The sequence below is a fragment of the Gloeocapsopsis crepidinum LEGE 06123 genome, assembly GCF_015207655.1.
Taxonomy (GTDB): Bacteria; Cyanobacteriota; Cyanobacteriia; order Cyanobacteriales; family Chroococcidiopsidaceae; genus Gloeocapsopsis; species Gloeocapsopsis crepidinum.
In genome coordinates this window covers 1-16,770 of record NZ_JADEWN010000013.1, presented here as the reverse complement: position 1 = coordinate 16,770, position 16,770 = coordinate 1, and the positions used below count along the sequence as shown (strand labels likewise).

General features: G+C 40.4%; 17 protein-coding genes, 1 tRNA gene and 1 pseudogene. 13 read left to right on the top strand and 6 right to left on the bottom strand.

Annotated elements, in window-relative coordinates; all coding sequences use genetic code 11:
• Nucleotides 1-257: 257 nt before the first annotated feature.
• The gene (locus IQ230_RS07460; protein WP_228054665.1) at nt 258-2,603 is read left to right on the top strand and encodes a sensor histidine kinase; all 2,346 of its coding nucleotides are present in this window, start codon (nt 258-260) and stop codon (nt 2,601-2,603) included.
• A gap of 185 nt (nt 2,604-2,788) precedes the next feature.
• Here the strand turns inward: IQ230_RS07460 and IQ230_RS07455 are convergent, their stop codons facing one another.
• From IQ230_RS07455 to IQ230_RS07445, 3 genes are read right to left on the bottom strand one after another with little or no spacing between them, the layout of a single operon-like run.
• A complete protein-coding gene (locus IQ230_RS07455) occupies nt 2,789-3,736 on the bottom strand; it encodes a ChaN family lipoprotein (RefSeq protein WP_193931394.1) in 948 nt (315 codons plus the stop codon).
• Entirely contained in the window at nt 3,720-4,079 is a 360-nt protein-coding gene (locus IQ230_RS07450) for a cupin domain-containing protein (protein WP_193931393.1), read from the bottom strand. The genes IQ230_RS07455 and IQ230_RS07450 overlap by 17 nt, the downstream gene beginning before the upstream one ends.
• 39 nt (nt 4,080-4,118) lie before the next feature.
• Complete coding sequence (locus IQ230_RS07445) at nt 4,119-4,406, bottom strand: hypothetical protein (protein WP_193931392.1); 288 nt, start codon at nt 4,404-4,406, stop codon at nt 4,119-4,121.
• A 165-nt stretch (nt 4,407-4,571) separates the two neighbouring features.
• Here IQ230_RS07445 and IQ230_RS07440 point away from each other — a divergent pair, with 165 nt between their 5' ends.
• The 6 genes from IQ230_RS07440 (at nt 4,572) to IQ230_RS27625 (ending at nt 7,660) form a co-directional block, all read left to right on the top strand.
• Entirely contained in the window at nt 4,572-6,092 is a 1,521-nt protein-coding gene (locus tag IQ230_RS07440) for an HlyD family efflux transporter periplasmic adaptor subunit (protein ID WP_193931391.1), read from the top strand.
• A 127-nt stretch (nt 6,093-6,219) separates the two neighbouring features.
• Nucleotides 6,220-6,408: a type II toxin-antitoxin system HicB family antitoxin gene (locus IQ230_RS07435; protein WP_193931390.1), complete on the top strand. Its 189-nt coding sequence runs from the start codon at nt 6,220-6,222 to the stop codon at nt 6,406-6,408.
• Entirely contained in the window at nt 6,405-6,590 is a 186-nt protein-coding gene (locus tag IQ230_RS07430) for a type II toxin-antitoxin system HicA family toxin (protein ID WP_193931389.1), read from the top strand. Before IQ230_RS07435 ends, IQ230_RS07430 begins: the two co-directional genes overlap by 4 nt.
• 44 nt (nt 6,591-6,634) lie before the next feature.
• On the top strand, nt 6,635-7,021 hold the full coding sequence (locus tag IQ230_RS07425; protein ID WP_228054664.1) for an antibiotic biosynthesis monooxygenase family protein: 387 nt from the start codon (nt 6,635-6,637) through the stop codon (nt 7,019-7,021).
• Between the two features lie 74 nt (nt 7,022-7,095).
• Nucleotides 7,096-7,332, top strand: a complete 237-nt coding sequence (locus IQ230_RS27630; protein WP_322742310.1) for a CopD family protein — start codon at nt 7,096-7,098, stop codon at nt 7,330-7,332.
• The gene (locus IQ230_RS27625) at nt 7,307-7,660 is read left to right on the top strand and encodes a CopD family protein (RefSeq protein WP_322742309.1); all 354 of its coding nucleotides are present in this window, start codon (nt 7,307-7,309) and stop codon (nt 7,658-7,660) included. Before IQ230_RS27630 ends, IQ230_RS27625 begins: the two co-directional genes overlap by 26 nt.
• Here IQ230_RS27625 and IQ230_RS07415 read toward each other — a convergent pair.
• Nucleotides 7,657-8,790, bottom strand: a complete 1,134-nt coding sequence (locus IQ230_RS07415) for an FAD-dependent monooxygenase (protein ID WP_193931388.1) — start codon at nt 8,788-8,790, stop codon at nt 7,657-7,659. The genes IQ230_RS27625 and IQ230_RS07415 overlap by 4 nt on opposite strands.
• Nucleotides 8,791-8,915: 125 nt before the next feature.
• Between IQ230_RS07415 and IQ230_RS07410 the strand changes: the two genes are divergently transcribed.
• Both IQ230_RS07410 and IQ230_RS07405 read left to right on the top strand, forming a co-directional pair.
• Complete coding sequence (locus tag IQ230_RS07410; protein ID WP_228054663.1) at nt 8,916-9,593, top strand: TetR/AcrR family transcriptional regulator; 678 nt, start codon at nt 8,916-8,918, stop codon at nt 9,591-9,593.
• Nucleotides 9,594-9,738: 145 nt separating this feature from the next.
• Nucleotides 9,739-9,930 (top strand): annotated as a pseudogene (locus tag IQ230_RS07405) (DUF6887 family protein); the annotation flags it as partial.
• A gap of 10 nt (nt 9,931-9,940) precedes the next feature.
• Here the strand turns inward: IQ230_RS07405 and IQ230_RS07400 are convergent.
• Both IQ230_RS07400 and IQ230_RS07395 read right to left on the bottom strand, forming a co-directional pair.
• Nucleotides 9,941-11,926: a serine/threonine-protein kinase gene (locus IQ230_RS07400; protein ID WP_193931386.1), complete on the bottom strand. Its 1,986-nt coding sequence runs from the start codon at nt 11,924-11,926 to the stop codon at nt 9,941-9,943.
• A gap of 178 nt (nt 11,927-12,104) precedes the next feature.
• Nucleotides 12,105-12,186: transfer RNA gene (locus IQ230_RS07395), tRNA-Leu, on the bottom strand.
• 323 nt (nt 12,187-12,509) lie between these two features.
• Here IQ230_RS07395 and IQ230_RS07390 point away from each other — a divergent pair.
• The 4 genes from IQ230_RS07390 to IQ230_RS07375 all read left to right on the top strand — a co-directional run bounded on the left by IQ230_RS07390 (nt 12,510) and on the right by IQ230_RS07375 (nt 16,437).
• Complete coding sequence (locus IQ230_RS07390) at nt 12,510-13,016, top strand: hypothetical protein (protein WP_193931385.1); 507 nt, start codon at nt 12,510-12,512, stop codon at nt 13,014-13,016.
• Between the two features lie 370 nt (nt 13,017-13,386).
• Nucleotides 13,387-13,782, top strand: a complete 396-nt coding sequence (locus tag IQ230_RS07385; protein ID WP_193931384.1) for a hypothetical protein — start codon at nt 13,387-13,389, stop codon at nt 13,780-13,782.
• Between the two features lie 598 nt (nt 13,783-14,380).
• Nucleotides 14,381-15,397: a FecCD family ABC transporter permease gene (locus tag IQ230_RS07380; protein WP_193931383.1), complete on the top strand. Its 1,017-nt coding sequence runs from the start codon at nt 14,381-14,383 to the stop codon at nt 15,395-15,397.
• Nucleotides 15,394-16,437 carry a FecCD family ABC transporter permease gene (locus tag IQ230_RS07375; RefSeq protein WP_193931382.1) on the top strand — a complete coding sequence of 348 codons (1,044 nt, stop codon included), beginning with the start codon at nt 15,394-15,396 and terminating at the stop codon, nt 16,435-16,437. Before IQ230_RS07380 ends, IQ230_RS07375 begins: the two co-directional genes overlap by 4 nt.
• Nucleotides 16,438-16,770: the final 333 nt, after the last annotated feature.

The window sequence follows — 16,770 nt, the reverse complement described above, 5'->3', positions numbered from 1 at the left end:
TTTTAAGTAAAACCAGCTGCAAACTCAGTTTAATTGCGTAACTTAAGTAAAATTTCGGTTGGATGTAGAACTGAGGTGAAGTTAAGTTTTGCTATGTGTTCTGTTGCGTAATGCTACTGTGCGAGAACGCACTTTACTGTAGACGCCAGAAATCAGTAAATACCGCAAAAAAGCAAGAGTGGATGTTGCTATGAATAGAAGAACGGTACAACTGCCAAAGACTTTTCTCCAGGAGAACATGGCGAAGAATGCTTTGGATGCTTAGGTTTTCACGCGACTTGATGGCTAATCTTAATCCACATCGCAGCTTTAAAGCCCGTTTTGGACTGGCAATTGGTGTTATTGCTTTCTTACTCTCGATCTTAGCCAGTTTAATTGTAGGTTATACAGCAAGCGAGCAAATCAAAGTTAATGTTGGTCAATCGCTCGCGGAACTAGCATATCAGATGACTGACAAACTAGATCGAGGAATGTTCGAGCGCTACCGCGATCTTCAAATCGTCAGCACGCTCAATATTATTCGCAATCCTAACTCTAACCTGCTAGAGCAGCGCACACTCTTAGAAAAGCTGCAAAGTACTTATCCCAAATATGCATGGATTGGCTTAACAGATAATCAGGGTGTTGTCCAAGCGAGTACTGGAAATTTGCTAGAAGGCGTAAGTGTTGCTCAAAGACCTTGGTTTATTGGTGGACAACAAGCCCCCTATGTAGGTGATGTTCATGAAGCCCTCAAGCTTGCTAAGTTACTACCAAGTCCCAGTCATGAGCCACTACGCTTTGTCGACGTAGCAGCACCAGTGGTGGATCTTCAAGGTAATCCGCGAGGCGTACTAGGTGCTCATCTCAGTTGGACGTGGTCTCAGGAAGTGAAAAAATCGCTATTGCGATCGCTGCAGAGCCGCAACACAGAAATGTTTGTTCTTCGAGAAGATGGCAGCGAATTATTAGGTCCACCAGGGTTTAACGCACAACCACAAGCAGACAACTTACCAGCAGAACCTTTACCTTTGATGAGTGTTAAAGAGGCTCAACGTGGGCTAAATAGCTATAGAATTGAAACCTGGTTCGATGGACATACCTATCTAACTGGCTTTGCTCGAAGTAGTGGTTATCGTGATTACCCTGGATTGGGGTGGTTGGTATTGGTACGGCAGAGAACAGATGTAGCCTTTGCTCCAGCCCGACAGTTACAGCACCAAATATTTGCTTGGAACGTCACACTAGGTGTGTTATTTGCGATTCTAGGTTGGGTAATTGCTGAACATATTACAAAACCAATGTTGGCGATCGCCGCCGCCGCCGACCGCATCCGTCAAGGAAATACAAGACTTAATATTCCAGTGGTACAAGGTCGAGATGAGGTTGCCAATCTCTCTAAGTCTCTTAACAAGTTAGTTTCAACACTAACTATGCAGGAAAATGATTTGAAAATCAGTAATCAACAGTTGCAGATGAAAATCTGCGAACTTCAAGAAGCAGAAGAGTCAGTGCGTTCAAGTGAAGAAAAATTTCGGCAACTTGCAGAAAATATTCAAGAGGTATTCTGGATTAGCGATCCTGATGTGAATGAGATCATCTACATTAGTCCTGCCTACGAGCAAATCTGGGGTAAAACTTGTGAAAGTTTGTACGCTAACCCGAACTCCTGGCTCGATGCTGTTTATCCAGAAGATCGCAAACATGTGTTTCCCAAAGACCGCAAAACTACCTATGGAACCTATAACGTTGAGTTTCGGATTGTACAGTCTAATGGCTCAGTGCGCTGGCTTTGGACTCGCACGTTTCCAGTCCACAACCCAAAAGGAGAAGTGTACCGCATTGTTGGGTTGACTCAAGATATCACCGAGCGCAAGCAAGCACAAGAAACACGTCAGGAATTAGCACAAGAAAAAGAGCTAAGCGAACTCAAATCTCGTTTCATTGCCCATACATCGCACGAGTTTCGCACACCCTTAACTGCAATCAAAATGAGCGCTGCCATGCTAGAAAAGTTTGATCGCAAAGCAAGCGCAAAGCAAAAGAATAGATATTTTGACCAAATTCAAACGGGTGTCAAACGGTTAACGCAGTTATTAGATAATATTTTGATCATTAGTAAAGCAGAAGCAGGAAAACTAGAATTTAACCCAACTGTTCTTAATCTTGTAGACTTTTGTCATTCTTTAATTGAAGAACTACACCTCGGTACTGGCGATCAGCGTCAAATAACATTTATCAGTCAAGGCTACTGCAACCAAACTTGCTTAGATGAAACTTTGTTAAGATACATCCTCACAAATTTACTCTCAAACGCTATTAAGTACTCTCCTCAAGGTGGCAATGTTCAATTGAACTTGATTTGTGATGAGGAAACTGCGATATTTCGCGTTCAAGATTGCGGAATCGGTATTCCTAGAGCAGATCAAGCAAATCTATTTACTTCCTTTTACCGTTGTAGTAATACTGGCAAGCTTCCTGGAACTGGACTTGGGCTAGTTATCGTTAAAGATGCCGTTGATTTACATGGCGGTCAAATTACTGTGGAAAGTGAAGTGGGAGTTGGCACGACTTTTACTGTTACGCTACCACTGAACTACACACCTACAACAGAAACTTCTTAGCAATTTATAAAGAATAAGTAAGTGGGTGAAAATCAACGTAACTTGAGGACTTGAGGGCTGTGATTGGTCAATGGTTTATGCTCATTGGAGCAACAATTAACTATTAACCAGCCTAAAATTTGCAATTAATAATTATTTTTACTTACTTAGATTAATAACGAGTTCACTAGTAGCAAGTTTTCGTTTTAAGGAGTGATTTGTTGTAGCTTAGGGCAATCAATAATAAAATTTGCGATTGGTCTATTAGTATTAACCTTTTCTTCCGGAGGACTTAATAAAACAGAGCTTTGAATAATATTTTTAGGTAAGCGACGAACAACGCGGCTAGGGATACCATAACCATAAATAATATGTCCTTGTCCTGCTAATACTATAACTTGATAGCTAGGATTTGCTTGGTGAAACTGAGCAATTTTTTCTGCCATTGTTTCATCCCATAAAACTTGAGCGAGGAAAAAGTTTTCCAAGTCCGAATTTGAACCGTGTCCAGCTTGTTGATGTTGCTCGAAGGCACCGAAAATCAGTTGACGATACTCAACATTATCTGTGCGAATCTCTGTAGCAGGCGGGATAAATTGTCGTTGTTGTCGTGTCAGACTAGCTAATCCTTCACGGGCAACTTGGCGAGTTATTTCAGAAGGAGCGTTTAAAGCTAAAACTGGTAATTTGTTTGCTTGAGCATAGCGGAGGATTGGAGCATAATGTTCCCACGGAAAACCCCAACGCTGATTATATTCGGTTTTTTCTAAGAGTTCTTGCTCTGTAATTTTTCCAACAATATACTGATCGAGAAATTGTTGGTAAGGGCGTTGGAACATTTCAAGCGCGATCGCAATTTTTGGCTGTCGCTTGTGCAGAGATTGAATGATATCTAACTGCATTTGATGGTGTTGTGGGTTGTCGTGGGTTTCTCCTAAATAAACTACATTTGCTTTCTCTAGATGTGGCAAAAGATCTGACAGATTAGATAGTATTTGCGGTGAAGAAGCTAGATTTTTTCTTGTTAAAGTTAAGGAAGACGTCTCGGCTAGGGAAAATGTGCTTGCAGCATAAGTTGGAATGCTATACAACCAAACAAATCCCAGTGATAAAACCAAAATGCGTAGTAGACGCTCTTTAATAAACCGTTTCATCTTCTTTGCGCCATGCTGGATCAACAATACAAATAAAAACTAATGGTTCATCACCACAACTGTGAATAAACTGTTTTGCATGAGGAGGAATGTAAACCGCATCACCAGGTTCGACAATCTGAGTTTCATCATCAATATGCATTTCGCCTTTACCGCTGAGAACGTAGTAAACTTCAGATGTTTTCAACGAGTGCGGCTGTGAAGTTTCTCCTATGGGCAGAGTAGCATGAGCTAAACTATATCGTAAGGCGATCGCTTGTTTATCTGGGTGCAATAATTCGCGTAAATGCGTGCTATCTCCAGCCAGAAATTCAGGGCAGGCATTGAGTTTTTGTACGAGCATTGAGGAAACTTGAAAAGAGTTAATGCAGTCAGATGTTGCTTAGTATAGTAGAGGATTCGTTTTTGGTTGGTAGTCTAGACAATTAACTGCTGCTTCGGTACTGGCAATACTCGGTTGAACTGTGCATTTTAAGCGATAGTCACCAGTAAAATATTGACAATGACTACACGGTATTTGATGCAAACGCTTGCTAGTCTCAACACCGTCACGGACTGCAGTCCACAAGCTCCAGGCGATCGCACTCATAAATGCCCAAGCACAAACAAAGCAAATCGGAACTAAAAATGGTTGAATTGTATGAATCAGGAGAAGCAGTTGCAGTATCATAAAATAAAGATTAAGTGGTAATACAAGATTTTTAGTATAATTAACAACTACTAGCTAAATCTGAAGAACTAACATCAGTTAAGCCTTACTTTAGATATAGCAAAATTGTGAATAGTCTTCGCTAGATCAGTTAAACATCATTAGGTAGTGCACCATCAGTTTCAGATGGATACAACGCAGCAAAGAGTAAAACGTCCAACACTAGCTTCCTCGCCTGCACAATCACGGCAGGTGAAGCAGCAATTTGCAAGTCCCGATGAGTTCCTCTCATACGAGTTGGGTAAAGCAGTTCAAGAATTACCTCCTTTATACACCAGACTTTTAGCAGGAAGCATTAGTTTACTAGTGTTTGGTGCAATTGGTTGGGCGCATTTTAGCAAAATTGACGAAGTTGCGGTAGCACCAGGAGAATTAATCGCGTCTACACAAGTACGACCAGTGCGCGCATTAGGAGAAGGATCAATTTTAGCGGTACGAGTACGAGAAGGCGATCGCGTCAATCAAGGCGATGTTCTTGTGGAACGAAACTCCGATTTACCTCAAGCCGAAGTTGATCGCTTAACGCGATCGGCACAATTGATTGGCGAAGATCTCGAACGATTAGAAGCAGAACGTAAGGGTGCAGCAGCATCAGGAACCGATCTCCAAGATCAGTTACTCACTTCTCGAATGCAAAACTTTGAAGCACGTCAAGCAGCAGCAGTAGCTGAAGCAAATCGTCAAGCAGCAGTAGCTAACGAAGCGAGAGTACGCTTAAGCCGTTTGCAAGATAACCTTGTGAACGCAAGAACAACTGTAGCCAACGCTCAGCAAAACCAAGCTAATGCTCGAAGTATTGCAGAAAAAGCCAAAAGTTTATTAGCAAACGCTGAAAAACGCGAAGCAAGCCTGCGTACTCTTCTAGAAGATGGTGCAGCACCTCGGCTTGATTACATCGAAGCACAAAACGCTGTTTTGCAAGCGCAAGCAGGGGTGACTAACGCCGAAGACGGAATAACTAATGCGCAATCGCGGATTGTCGAAGCACAAGATCGCGTGATGTCAATAGAAAAAGAAATTACAGCTCAAGCACAACAAGTGCGCCAAGCCGAACAAGCGTATCAAGCTGCACGCGATCAAGCAGCGAGTTTGGCATCAGAACGCCAAAGCGAAATTTTAACACAACTTAACAGACGGCGAGAAGAGCAAGCAACAGTTCAAGGACAACTAGTTCAAGCACAAAAACAGCGCGAACAAGAAGTTATTACAGCTCCAGTAGATGGCACAATTTATAGCATTAAAGCAACAAGTGGACCGGTACAACCTGGAGAAGAGTTGCTCTCAATTCTCCCTGACGGTGAAGAATTGTTACTAGAAGTCCGAGTCCTTAACCGCGATATTGGCTTTATTCGCGAGGGAATGCGGGCAAAAGTGAAATTGGCAACTTTCCCCTTTCAAGAATTCGGCACAATTAACGCTGAAGTGATTAGTGTGAGTCCTAATGCCGTTAATGATGAAAAGTTAGGCTTAGTATTTCCCACACGACTCAAATTAGAGAAAAATGCACTACAAGTTCGCGGTCAAGAAGTACAGTTAACTCCAGGTATGAGTGCAACAGGCGAAATTGTCACGCGTCGCAAATCAATTTTAACGTTCTTACTCGAACCAGTAACACGTCGCTTTAGTGAAGCATTTTCTGTGAGGTAAATGTATCTACATATCAAGCAATAGCAGTTACTTTTTGATACTCAAACAATTTAAGTAAGTTCATTAGATCAAACGCTAGAACATTTAATTAAGTTGACTTACTTCTTAGTTCAAAAAGAGGTGCCAGATGAAACAGAGGTACATTTATTGGCAAGATGATGATATGTGGTTAGGCTTTCTCGAAGAATATCCTGACTATTGGACTCAAGGCGAGACGGAAGAGGAATTAAGAGACAATCTGCTCGATATTTATAATGAGTTAACAAGTGGCACTATTCCAAATGTTCGTAAAGTTGCAGAACTTGAAGTGCTGTGAAGCGCAGAGACTTAATTAAGAAGATTGAGGAAATGGGTTGTGTTTTCATCCGTCACGGTGGCAAACATAATTGGTATCAAAACCCAAAAACAAAGATTTCTCAACCTGTGCCTAGACACCGAGAAATCAAAGAGCAGCTTGCTAGACATATTATTAAGATGCTCAGTGACGAAGCAGGCTAATAATATTTGATTGTAGCAAACGGTTGTTTAAGCTGTGGTTAATTATGTTAGATGATTTGCAAAGCAACCGCCTGTTAGCCCTCAAGCTATGCGTGGGGCTAAGAAAAGTCGCAATCGATGTTGAGTTAGGATTCCAACCTGTGATACTAGAAGTTGCAATTCTCGACATTAAGCCTGGTTTGGCTGTTGAATTTGAAACTGCTTTCAAAACTGCTTTAACTATCATTGCTTCTATGCCTGGATACAGTTCCCATGAACTGCAACGTTGCTTAGAAACTACAAATAGATATATATTGCTTGTACGCTGGCAGAAGTTAGAAGATCATATAGTTGGATTTCGACAATCGCCAGAGTATCAAGAGTGGCGTTCTCTATTGCATCATTTCTATGAGCCGTTTCCAACGGTAGAACATTATGAAATCGTTTGTTAAATTTCTGAAAGGTTACTAGTAGAAGCATTGTTTATACTATAGGGGCTAGTTATCTTGACGGTCTTGTAAGCTTTATGGCATACCTTTGGTTTAAGTCGTTCCACATCCTTGGCTTTGTAGCATGGTTTGCAGGCTTATTCTATTTACCACGTCTTTTTATCTATCACATCGAAGCTGAAGAACGTCAAGAACCTGTAAAAACTGCGCTGCAAGAAGAATATAGCCGAATTGAAAAGCTGCTTTATAAGTTAATTATGATGCCAGCAATGATATTTACAATTGATCATGGCGATTGGGATTGTGACTACTGAACCAGATGTTTTGAGGCAGACTTGGCTTCATGTTAAGCTGTTCTTTGTATTATTACTAGTAACGTTTCATTTTTACTGCGGACGATTGATTCATCAGCTAGAGAACAAAACGTGTTATTTCAATAGTCTGCAAATGCGGCGAATTAATGAGATACCTACTATCTTGCTTGGTTTAGTGGTGTTATTTGCAATCTTCAAAAACAACTTGCCAACGAGTATTATAGTGTGGGGAACAGTAGTTACAGTTTTGACTTTTGGTGTGATTATTCAACTCTATGCACATAAACGTAGCTTGCAAAAGAAATTGGGTGTTTCTAATAATATCTAAGTTCTGTAAGCATGAAGTGAATTAAAGCTGTTACTAATTGCTGAACTCATAACTTTCATCAAAGCATTGCGAAAACCTACAGCTAAAGGATGTGTTAATTCACCCATTTTGCTTGAGCGTAAAGACTTTATGACAATCGCCTTCGTCCGCTCAAATCGTAAGGATTCATAATTTTGGAAAGCAGTTATTGGATCTGATGCTTGCAAGCATTTGGCAATGACATACGCATCCTCTAAAGCAGTACAAGCTCCTTGTCCCATTGTAGGTAGCATGGGGTGCGCAGCATCACCAAGTAATGTTATATTTTGCTGACTCCACGGTTGGATTGGGGGACGGTCATAAAGATCCGTTGTCAAAATGTTAGCTTCTTCTGTGGCAGCAATCAATTCAGGAATCGATGGAAACCAGTCTTGATACATTCTTTCTAGTTCTTGTTTACGACTGATCGCCGCATCCGGTTGGGCTTCTGGGGCGTAAGCTGCGGCGTACCAATACATTTTTCCTTTGCCCAGCATCATAAAACCAAAACCTTTGCCACATCCTAAAAACTCTTGAATGTAGCCAGGGCGGAATCCATTCGGAATATAATCAGTTAAACCACGCCAAGTTTTAAAGTTACGGTACGTTGGCGGTTGATCGCCCAAGAGTAATGTTCGCACCTGCGATCGCAAACCATCAGCGCCAATCAAAGCACCTCCTACAACACTCAAACCCGACTTAAAGTAAGCACAAACTCGGTTTTCCCTACGCTCGAATCGCTCAAAGGTTTCTCCTAAAATGAACTTTTCACGCGGAACATTACGCCATAGCAACTGATGTAATTCGGCGCGATGAATTCCGATAACAGGTAACTCAAAACCATATACAGCTATGTTTACTAACTCCTTACCGCGTTGAGAGTTGAACTGATAATTTGTAGTGAGACAGCCAACCTGAATTGCATCTTCGAGTAAACCTAAATTCTTCAGGATATGTGTTGCATTTGCCCAAAGTGCAATACCAGCGCCAACCTCGCGTAATTGTTGCGATCGCTCATAAACTGTGAAATCTAAGCCTGCACAGTGTAAAGCTAATGCTGTTGCTGCACCACCAATTCCACCACCAATGATAATTATTTTTGTCGCATGCATTTTATTTGGCACCTTCTAAAATTTTTATCAACTGACAAGTCTGTCGATTAATCTTAATTAAATAAGTTAACTTTGTCTTTGTCAACTGACAAGTCTGTCGATAAACGTTATACTAACCACTGCTGTTGATTCTTGAAACAACTGTGGTGCGTCCAGCAAAATCTGAAAAAGTACAGAGTGTTAAGAAGTGTCGAGATGCTGAAGCAACTCAAGCCGTTATTTTGACAGCAGCAGAAGCAGAGTTTGCCCAACATGGGTTAATGGCTGCAAGAACTGAAGCGATCGCCGCAAAAACAGGTGTGGCAAAGTCGATGATTTATTATTATTTCAAAGACAAAGAGGGTTTATATCAAGCAGTATTAGAGCGATCGCACGCAGAACTTTTACAAATTACTCAACAATTGGATTTAGAAGATTTGTCTCCTGAAGCAGCATTAAAACAATTTCTCGTAGCATTGCTTGATTGTGTCGCACGCAACCCAAAATTACCAACAATCATGTTTCATGAAGCTGTACAAAATCAAGGGAAATACTATAAGCGCAGTAGTTCTTTAAGCATTGATACAACCTTGGTAAATATCTTAGAGCGAGGAGTTACAGCAGGAGTGTTTCGTCAACTCGATCCTTTTGTCTCAGCAATTAATATTATGGGAAGTTGCTTATTTTATTTCATTGGTGCGGGAAATATTCAACAACATCCTCAAGGTAAACGGGTTTTAAGTAAAGCAATGTTGGAAAAACATACTCAAGAGGCGATCGCATTCATCTTGGCAGGTGTGCAACAATCACAAAACGTAAGTTGAGGAGTTTAGATCGTTCCCGCACTAGAGCAAAAAATGCAATCTCGTACCATTTCTCGCGTATTCTGGCAACAGATTCACGCTACAGCATCTATACATTGTCTAGCTTTTTTAATTACGAACTACGAATTAGTATAAACTTAACTTTCAAGCCATGTCCCAGAATGAATTGCACGATTATGTTCTTGCACATCGAGACGATCAAGAGGCTTTTCATGCTTATATAGACAAACTCCATGCAGAAAGAAACTGGATTGAGATGCCACCATTAGAGTCATTGCAAGATTTAGAAAATTATCCTGAATTTACGAAGCGTTTTCGTCATGATTCAAAGCCGTGATGGGCTGTTTTTATAATCGCAAAATCTTGATAGAATTATCTCTGCTACTACTAAAAAGATGTTTACTATCTGCGCTAAAGAAAATAGAAGTAATGTCACTTGCTTCTTGAAAAGGTGTATTTCTCCTCTCTCCACTATTGAGATCCCAAACTTCTAATTTTTTACCAATACCACTTGCAAGCAAATTACCATCAGGACTAATTGCAACAGTATTTACCCAATGAGAATTTCCAGACAAAGTACGTAGTAATTTTCCACTGCTGAGTTGCCAAATTCTGATTGTTTTATCTACACTACCGCTGACAAGTAATTGATTATCTGGACTAACTGCAACAGTGAGAATGCGATCGCTATGTCCTTGCAGTGTTCTTAAAACTTTTCCACTACGGAAGTCCCAAACTTTAATAGTTGTATCACTACTGCCACTGACTAAATATTGCCCATTAGGACTAAAGGCGATCGCTCTTACTGCGCCAGAATGTCCTAATAACTGACGAAATTCTTTTCCTGTACTCATACTCCATAGACGAATTGTGCGATCGTCACTTCCCGTGGCAAGAGTTTCACTATCTGGACTAAAAGCTGTAGCCCAAACGGCACCAGAATGTCCAGCAAGCGTACACAAAAATTTTCCTGTTGCTAAATCCCAAACATCTGCGGTGTTGTCACTACTACCACTAGCAAAGCTTTGCCCATCAGGACTAATCGCAACTGACCAAATTGGACCAGAATGCCGAGAAAAAGTCTGCACTAATTGACCACTTGAGACATCCCACAGTTTAATTGTGCGATCGCTACTACCACTTAAGATATTTTGGCTATTTGGTCTTACCGCCACCGACCAGACAGTATCAGAATGTCCTGAGAGTGTTTTATCTAATACAATCTTGTTAAGCGTAGTTGGGGACGGCGAAACGGAAGGTCGTATTTCTGGAGTATGTAGCGATCGCGTGAAATAGTAGTTACTACCAATAATCAAAACAGCAGCCGCACTACCAATCAAACTTCCAAAAAGTAGTGTAGATTTACTCGGGAAAGTGAGATCGCGTTTGTCTCCTTGCTGTTTTAAGTCTTTACCTAAATAAGTTGTATCTGAATTTGATTTCGGGGTTTTCTTACTGACAACTGTTGGAGAAAGTAACTGCTTTATAACTAAAGGTTGTAGTGCTTGCAGTGCTTCAGTTGCGCTTTGGTATCGATCTCTGTAGTGATAGCAGATCGCGTTATTTAACACATTAGCAAGCTCTGGGCTAACATGAGGACAATGATCTTGCCAGTTAATTTCTCCTGTTTCAAAGTTTTGTGTAAATTGTGTGGGGTTTAAACCTGTTAAAGCTTGAATTCCAATTATCCCAAGCGCGTAAATATCACTGTTTGGACGCGGTTTTCCTTGGGCTTGTTCAGTTGGCATATAGCCTGCTGTCCCAATGGCAATTGTTGCAGGTCCGCTGAGAAAATAGTTAGAACTAGTTTTGCCCTGATTAGTAACTACTCGTGTCCAAGCTTGTTTTACAGAACTAAAATCTACTAATATCAAGCGATCGTCATGTTGTCTTCTAATGATATTTTTAGGTTGAATATTGCGATGAATCAGCCCGTGACTGTGAATAAACTCTAAAATAGGCAATACTTCTTGCAGTAGCTGAATAACTTGGCTTTCACTCCATTTCTGCCTAGGTTCCAGTTCTGTACTTAATGGATTTCCCGCGATGAATTCTTGTATTAGGTAAAACTCTTGATTGTCTTCAAAATTACACAAAAGTTGGGGAACTCGGTCATAGTCACCTAGTTTTTTTAGGGCTTCTACTTCTCTAATGAACAATCCTCTAAGAGTGACTAAAGACTCAGGATGGTCACTGACAGCCTGAAAATGTTTAACAATACAAGTTGTTGCGTGATGCCGATGAGTATCTTTGGCAAGGTATGTGTGACAGAAGCCTTCTGTGTTAAGGACTTGAACAATCTGATAGCGATCGCGTATTAGCTTGCCTAACATCTTATCCAATTTGGAGTTTGGGCTTTGGGATCTGTGATGCTCCCTGTTTTTAACACTCTAGTTGAGACTGATTCTTTTCATATTAAGGTATCTCTCTTAGAGAAATTCCTACTTAGAGAAAATTTTGCTAAAGTTATCGGCTGGGTTGCGAAACAACTTCACTCTAGCTTAATTTGTATGCGGATGAGAGGACTTGAACCTCCACTCCTCTCGGAACTAGAACCTAAATCTAGCGCGTCTGCCAATTCCGCCACATCCGCTTGTCAGCTTTAACATCATAGCAGATATTATTGCAAATGCATTAGATTGAGCGATCGCGCTTGAGCTGATTTTTTGCATAGCTGCTAAACGCGGTATAGCTAATGAGACTCTCACTTCTATGATGTGCTGCTTTAAAAGCTGACTACATCTTGATTAGCCTTTTTAACAAAGAAGTAACCAGTGTCAGAAGCAAGTAGCCTGTTCTATCAACGTTATCAAGCTGACACATTCGGTTGTAATACCAAGTGGCTAAGTTGACTCTAGACAATGCTAAAATCACCTACTTGATTGCTTTTTAATTTCAGAGTGCAAGAGGAGAATCATGCGTTTACTGCTTGGTGGAATAATTGTGAGTTTAGGACTGTGGACACTACCAGTTCAAGCACAACAAGTGACTAATACACAAGTTGAAGCAATGGTGGAAGCATTACGGCTAGCTGCGCCTAAAACTGGTAAGACAAATGATGGGCTTTATAGTGAATGGCAAATTACGCCAGGAATTATACCAAGTTGGTCTAAACAATGTATCGGCAAAGAACTCACACCGCAAGAACTAGAAGCTAGCCCTGCTAAAGCAAGAGAAATCGTTTCTTGTATTACACACCGAGAGTTACAAAAGCAGTACGCAGCGAGTAACAACAACGAAATAACAGCAATACGTCGTACTGCCTGTTGGTGGATGACAGGAAACACAAACGGTTGTAATAGTGGTTCTACAGCTACTTACGTTCAAACGGTACTCGATTTTTATCAGCAGCAAAGTGCTAAAAAGCCAGTAAGACAAGTATCTACTAGCAGCAACTATCATCCGCAGGTTCCGAAGAAATAGAACACTTAAAGCTGAAGGCGCGATCGCATTTCAAAGTAATTTTGTAATTGGCAACACAGATGTTGAGTAGCTACTTACTATTGAAAGTGCGATCGCTTGTAATCTTGACTCATAAGCTACTTGAATTATTAGTCATTGATTTTCAGCTAAACATTAAAGATTCTTGATGTCTTTACAGTTTCTATACCCAGAATTCTTAAAGAAGGGAATAATATAAATACAGACCTTTTTAGGAAAGATTTTTGTATAAATGCCTGATTTGAACTGATAAAGTTTATAAGAATTGAGTCAATGTTACTCTGTTTTTTTAGGTAATCATTGATTTGTTATCACTATAATGAGACAAATATAATTTATTCAAGGTTTAGTAATGTTTACTAATACTTTTGAGAGAAAAGTAGAAAAAGTACCACTAGGCAAAATGCTAGTACGAAAAGGCTTAGTTTCTCAAGAAAAAATAGAAAAAATTCTAGTTGAACAACGCCAAAAGCGAAAACAGATAGGACAAATTTTAGTGGAAACCAACTTAATTTCTCAAGAAACTCTCGAGCGAGTTTTAGGTGAGCAAAATATTAAGCTTGGTCAGTTACTTGTTCAAGAACAAGTTATTTCCTCAGATGAACTCAAACAAGTTTTACTTGAACAACGCCGATCAAATAAACAGTTGGGGCAGTTGCTGGTTGAAAAATGCATAATTTCTCAACAATGCTTAAATGATTTTTTGGAGAAACAATATTGGCAAAAAAAAGGATTTTGGCTAATCTAATACCTCTGTAAACAAAATAGAATCTAATCGGGTGAGTTAAGTCAAATTGATTAAACATAATATGTTTGTTGAATATCAGTAAACAAAGTACATATGGCATTTCTATCTAAGTTATGAATATTTCCTTGAGATTAATAATGGTTGATTGCTAGGAGAAGACTTGTTTATTGCTCTTAGCTATTAGCTAGCAGGGTGGTAAGTTCGCGAGTCATTTAGAAATGCTGTATCTCACACTTAATCTTTAATTTGATTAATAATTATAATATACTTATTTTTGCTCTTTTTAAACTTCTAAGATGCGAAGTTTAGGAGAGCTTTTTAAATTTAAGATTGAACCGTATCAACCGTTTAGAACTAAGATCGTTAAAAAAAGGTACAGTACTCTTAGTGCATTTGTACTAAATACTTGCTCTTTGCTTCTGTAAAACACAATTGATTTTACTCAGTCAAGAAGAATAGGATGATAAACTTCACCAGATTATTGATAGAATTTGCCAATAGTTAAGCGTAATTTTTGATGTTGATTGTCCACAACTGCCAAAAAATGAACGTATGCGATCGCAGTATCTGAGCAACAATAAGGCATGAAAACTAAGGTATGGCAGAATTAGCAAACAGAGAACAAACAAGTAAATCGCCACTGATAGGCTTAATTATCAGCTTAGTGTTATTGATGATATGTCTATTTGTCAGCATTGCCTTAGGCGCAGCAGACATTTCATTGAAAACAATTTATGAGGCGATCGCCGTTTTTGATGGTTCAACGGAACATCTGATTATTCGTACAGTGCGCGTACCGCGATCGTTGTTAGCAATTCTTGTTGGTGCAGCGACGGCAATTGCTGGAGCAATTATGCAAGGTATTAGCCGCAATCCGTTGGCAGATCCCGAAATTTTAGGAATCAATGCAGGTGCAGCGTTTGCTGTTGTGGTTGCAGTTTTTCTCTTCGGGACTTCTGAACCCGTTTTTTATGTTTGGTGTGCGTTTTTCGGTGCTGGTGCAAGTGCTGTGAGTGTTTATCTTCTGGGTTCTCTAGGTCGTGGTGGTATGACTCCGCTCAATTTAACAATTGCAGGTGCGGCGATCGCTGCATTACTTTCAGCAATCACAACAGGTATTTTAATTATTAGTCAGCGCACTCTGGATGAAATTCGCTTTTGGTTAGCAGGCTCAGTTGCTGGTCGTGACTACGCAATTATTGGACAAGTGTTGCCATATATTATCATTGGCATTGTACTCGCACTTGCTTTAGCAAGACAAATTAATATTCTCAACCTTGGTGAAGATGTTGCCAAAGGCTTAGGACAAAAAACTGCCTGGGTGAAAGTTGCTGCCGCAGTAGCTGTATTGTTATTAGCTGGCAGTGCTGTTGCAGCAGCAGGACCTATTGGATTTATTGGACTGGTCGTTCCTCATATTGTCCGCTTACTGATTGGTGTAGATTATCGCTGGCTTCTACCATATAGTGCAATATTCGGTGCAATATTATTGCTAGCTTCCGATGTTGTTGCGCGACTGATTATTCGACCACAAGAATTACCAGTAGGCATTGTTACAGCATTAGTTGGTGCGCCCTTCTTTGTTTATCTTGCTCGAATGAAAGTTAGTAAATGAAGCAAAATACCTTTCAATTTCGTTCGCGATCGCTACCGCTGTCGCTTCGCGTCAAGCAGCGTGTTCTGACTGTGTTGCTATTGTTATTGCTGGTAACTTTGGTAGCAATGATTGCTAGCATTGCACATGGAGAATATCCCATACCACCACTTGCTGTTATTCAAACTGTGTTGGGGTTAGCAGAAAATTCTGACTACGCATTTGTGATCAATACACTGCGACTACCGAGGACTTTAGTAGCCAGTTTAGTCGGACTAGCATTAGCAATCTCTGGCGCAATCATGCAAGGAATTACGCGTAACCCACTAGCAGATCCTGGCATTATTGGCGTTAATGCCGGCGCGAGTTTAGCGGCTGTGAGTTTAATTGTGTTGTTTCCTAATGTTCCTGTAGGGTTTTTGCCATTATCTGCTTTTGCTGGTGCGCTAGCCGTCTCATTGTTAATTTACTTTCTAGCATGGGAGGGAGGCAGTTCTCCGTTGCGGTTGATTTTAATCGGTGTTGGGATTGCTACTGTGATTGGTGCTTGTACGAGTGTGATTGTGACATTCGGTGAGATTAACAGCGTTAGCCAAGCTTTAGTCTGGTTAGCAGGAAGTGTTTACGGACGTAGTTGGGAGCAGGTTTTTGCTTTTTTACCCTGGCTTGCTGTATTTGTGCCATTTGCTTTAGTTAAGACTCGACAACTCAATGCTTTAACGTTAGGTGACGATTTGGCTACCGGATTAGGTTGTCATGTGGAGTGGCAACGTGGTTGGTTATTGCTTATTAGTACAGCGCTTGCTGGATCTGCGGTAGCAACGGCTGGTGCAATTGGTTTTGTCGGTTTAATGGCTCCCCATATGGCACGTCAGTTAGTAGGTTCTACACATGGTTCGCTCGTTCCAGTTGCAGGAATGATGGGCGCAATGATAGTTGTTGTTGCTGATTTATTAGGACGTACGCTATTCGCTCCGATTGAAATTCCTTGTGGTATTGTTACTGCGGTAATTGGTGCGCCTTACTTTATGTACTTGTTGGTGCAGAAGCGCAATCAGTAAGCACAAATCACAAATACCCTCCGATTAAAGTTAGGGCTACTCAAGCAAAGTTATGAGATTTGAGATTTGAGTTTTGAGTTGAAGAATATATAACCTTTCTACGATTGGGCGAATACTCCTCTTTACTCATTATTCAACACTTCACGACTCATAACTCTAAATTGGTGAACTTTGTTTGTTTATCTGCGAATTCATTCGCACTAACATACAGCCTATTGCAGTTTTATGAGGCACAGTAGCAACAGTGAGTAAACCAGTTTTTCAAATGCACGGGATTAATTAAATCGAGTGCAGTGGCAATGAGAAGATCAACCCTGAATGCAGTAGTTGGGG

Coding starts and splice junctions, on each gene's coding strand:
- IQ230_RS07375 (WP_193931382.1), top strand. CDS start 15,394: ATGAAGCAAAATACCTTTCAATTTCGTTCGCGATCGCTACCGCTGTCG.
- IQ230_RS07450 (WP_193931393.1), bottom strand. CDS start 4,079: ATGCTCGTACAAAAACTCAATGCCTGCCCTGAATTTCTGGCTGGAGAT.
- IQ230_RS07455 (WP_193931394.1), bottom strand. CDS start 3,736: ATGAAACGGTTTATTAAAGAGCGTCTACTACGCATTTTGGTTTTATCA.
- IQ230_RS07460 (WP_228054665.1), top strand. CDS start 258: ATGCTTAGGTTTTCACGCGACTTGATGGCTAATCTTAATCCACATCGC.
- IQ230_RS27625 (WP_322742309.1), top strand. CDS start 7,307: ATGGCGATTGGGATTGTGACTACTGAACCAGATGTTTTGAGGCAGACT.
- IQ230_RS07400 (WP_193931386.1), bottom strand. CDS start 11,926: ATGTTAGGCAAGCTAATACGCGATCGCTATCAGATTGTTCAAGTCCTT.
- IQ230_RS07390 (WP_193931385.1), top strand. CDS start 12,510: ATGCGTTTACTGCTTGGTGGAATAATTGTGAGTTTAGGACTGTGGACA.
- IQ230_RS07380 (WP_193931383.1), top strand. CDS start 14,381: ATGGCAGAATTAGCAAACAGAGAACAAACAAGTAAATCGCCACTGATA.
- IQ230_RS07440 (WP_193931391.1), top strand. CDS start 4,572: ATGGATACAACGCAGCAAAGAGTAAAACGTCCAACACTAGCTTCCTCG.
- IQ230_RS07445 (WP_193931392.1), bottom strand. CDS start 4,406: ATGATACTGCAACTGCTTCTCCTGATTCATACAATTCAACCATTTTTA.
- IQ230_RS07415 (WP_193931388.1), bottom strand. CDS start 8,790: ATGCATGCGACAAAAATAATTATCATTGGTGGTGGAATTGGTGGTGCA.
- IQ230_RS07435 (WP_193931390.1), top strand. CDS start 6,220: ATGAAACAGAGGTACATTTATTGGCAAGATGATGATATGTGGTTAGGC.
- IQ230_RS07425 (WP_228054664.1), top strand. CDS start 6,635: ATGTTAGATGATTTGCAAAGCAACCGCCTGTTAGCCCTCAAGCTATGC.
- IQ230_RS07385 (WP_193931384.1), top strand. CDS start 13,387: ATGTTTACTAATACTTTTGAGAGAAAAGTAGAAAAAGTACCACTAGGC.
- IQ230_RS27630 (WP_322742310.1), top strand. CDS start 7,096: ATGGCATACCTTTGGTTTAAGTCGTTCCACATCCTTGGCTTTGTAGCA.